Genomic DNA, 1,913 nt, shown 5'->3' with positions numbered 1-1,913 from the left:
GTCCCGCCCGTCCAAAAAGGACGGGCGGGACGCCCATCCCACAAACTTGTGGAAGTTATTTAATTCTCATTCCTTAGTTGCTTAGGATTTAAAGCCTTTAGAGCTTTTCTTTTTCTCCTGCGGTTTAGACTTTGACTTATTAACTTCGCCTAAAGCTTCCTGAAATAAGTTGTGCAGGTGCACGGGAACGCTGGCAATTTCCGGGAGTTCGGGTTCTAAGGGTTTTTTAAACTCTTGCAGCAAGGCATCTAAATCGCGATCGAGCTGAAAGTCTGTACGTTGCAATACAGTTTGCAAAATTTGTTCTAATTTCGCTGGATTAACTTTAGCTAACCGTTGCCAAATCCAGACATTAATTGCAGGATCTTCTAGATAGTTGCGAACCAGCTTCTCGTAACCGGGAACGGTTGAAAAGTCTTCTGCTGCTAGCAGTGCAGTAAATTGAGCGTAAGTAGACAAAAAGGTTTGTCCCCAGCGAGGATGAGAAAGTGCTGTCACCTGTTCGGCTTTCTTGAAGCGATCGGGCAATTCGACTTTCGGCATTACCATTTTTGAACTAGCATTGCTGTCGAGCATTACCTCAACTGCTTTAGCATCAGCACCTGCAGCCGCGATTGCTGCTGCTTTGACTTCTTCTCGATCGACTCCGGCATCTTCAACGATATCCGCCAGAGATTTACTTCCATCAACGCCCATATCAGCTAGGCGTTTTTTAGTGATAAATTCCTGAAATTCAGCCAACTGTTTATTCAGGTGATATCCCGATAGCGTCAATTCCTCACTGCCAAAAAATTCGGTAAAATCTTCGTGGTAGTGTTCTACCGACTGCCAAGCTTGCTCTAACAATTCCGGCGCATCGCTGTACAGGTTATTTTTCTGATTTTGCTTGAAATTGCCGATCGCCACCGCCAACTTCGGCTTGCCCAATTTCCCCATCAGGATGGGAGAGCTCGAAAGTATCCACCAGTCATCGGTGAGGGGAGAAATCCGAGCCCGCAAGATTTCTCCTAACTTAAAGCGAGACATTTCTGCAAGAAAATTAGGACTGTTGGGCTTGACAACGTAGTGCTTTGCCGTCAGCCAGTTCATCAGTTCAAACCTGTCGGGGAAAAGTTGAGTGATTTCAAATAAGCCTGTGAAGCTTCTGTGCCCCCAACTTTCCAGCAAGCTACGATCGCTCTCGGTTAAATCTGGCTGACTTTCGACAAATAGGTCGATCGGCGTTTTCTCTCCGACTTTACCTTCGACTGTAAAACTGTCAATCACTTGATTTTGCTGAGCAATGTCGTAGCGCTCGCCGGTCGATCGAGCTGCAGCAAAAGCTTCCAAAGCTACCGCCAACTCTCCCTCAGCATCTAGAACAAAGTCAATTAAATTTTGCTTGAGTGTCCAAGCTCTTTCCAACATTTCATCCACAAGTAATACCGATTTTGAATGAGAGGATTTAGATTAACAATTATCGGACTTGAAGCCACCGACGCTTTACGATCCGGCTGCGATTGAAGAAATCGCATCGCGAACAATGACAAAAATATGCGATCGATGCCTCAGTCCTGAATTAGTTTAATTTTAAGGCCAATAGTCAAAAAAAAATGCTAATCTCAAACGGAAGCATCCCAATTTGGTAAAAAGCGTTTATTAGGAGTGCGATCGTCTCGCACAGCAAAGCCTATAGGTTTTTAGCGAGTTCTCCCAGCGAATAGTCCTGTGATATCATTTCCGGTCGATTACCCCTAATATGGTAGGGGCGGGTTCACGAAAAATATCTGCCAATAATTGACCATCTCAAAAACCCGCCCTTTTAGTCGCGGGAGCATCTCAGTTTTGGATTTACAGTGCGAGCGTCCCCGCTCGCGTATTGTACAATACGCGAGCGGGGACGCGCGCACTACAAAAAAAAAATGCTTTTTTCA

The 1,913-nt window shown here is 45.3% G+C and carries 1 protein-coding gene; it reads right to left on the bottom strand.

Annotated elements, in window-relative coordinates:
* Positions 1 to 81: 81 nt before the first annotated feature.
* Positions 82 to 1,416 carry a hypothetical protein gene (locus QUB16_RS33280; RefSeq protein WP_333322656.1) on the bottom strand — a complete coding sequence of 445 codons (1,335 nt, stop codon included), beginning with the start codon at positions 1,414 to 1,416 and terminating at the stop codon, positions 82 to 84.
* Between the last annotated feature and the right edge of the window lie 497 nt (positions 1,417 to 1,913).

The organism is Microcoleus sp. D3_18a_C4 (assembly GCF_036702415.1).
GTDB lineage: Bacteria > Cyanobacteriota > Cyanobacteriia > Cyanobacteriales > Microcoleaceae > Microcoleus.
Note: the sequence above shows the minus strand (reverse complement) of the source record. Positions and strands in the feature narration are given on the sequence as shown.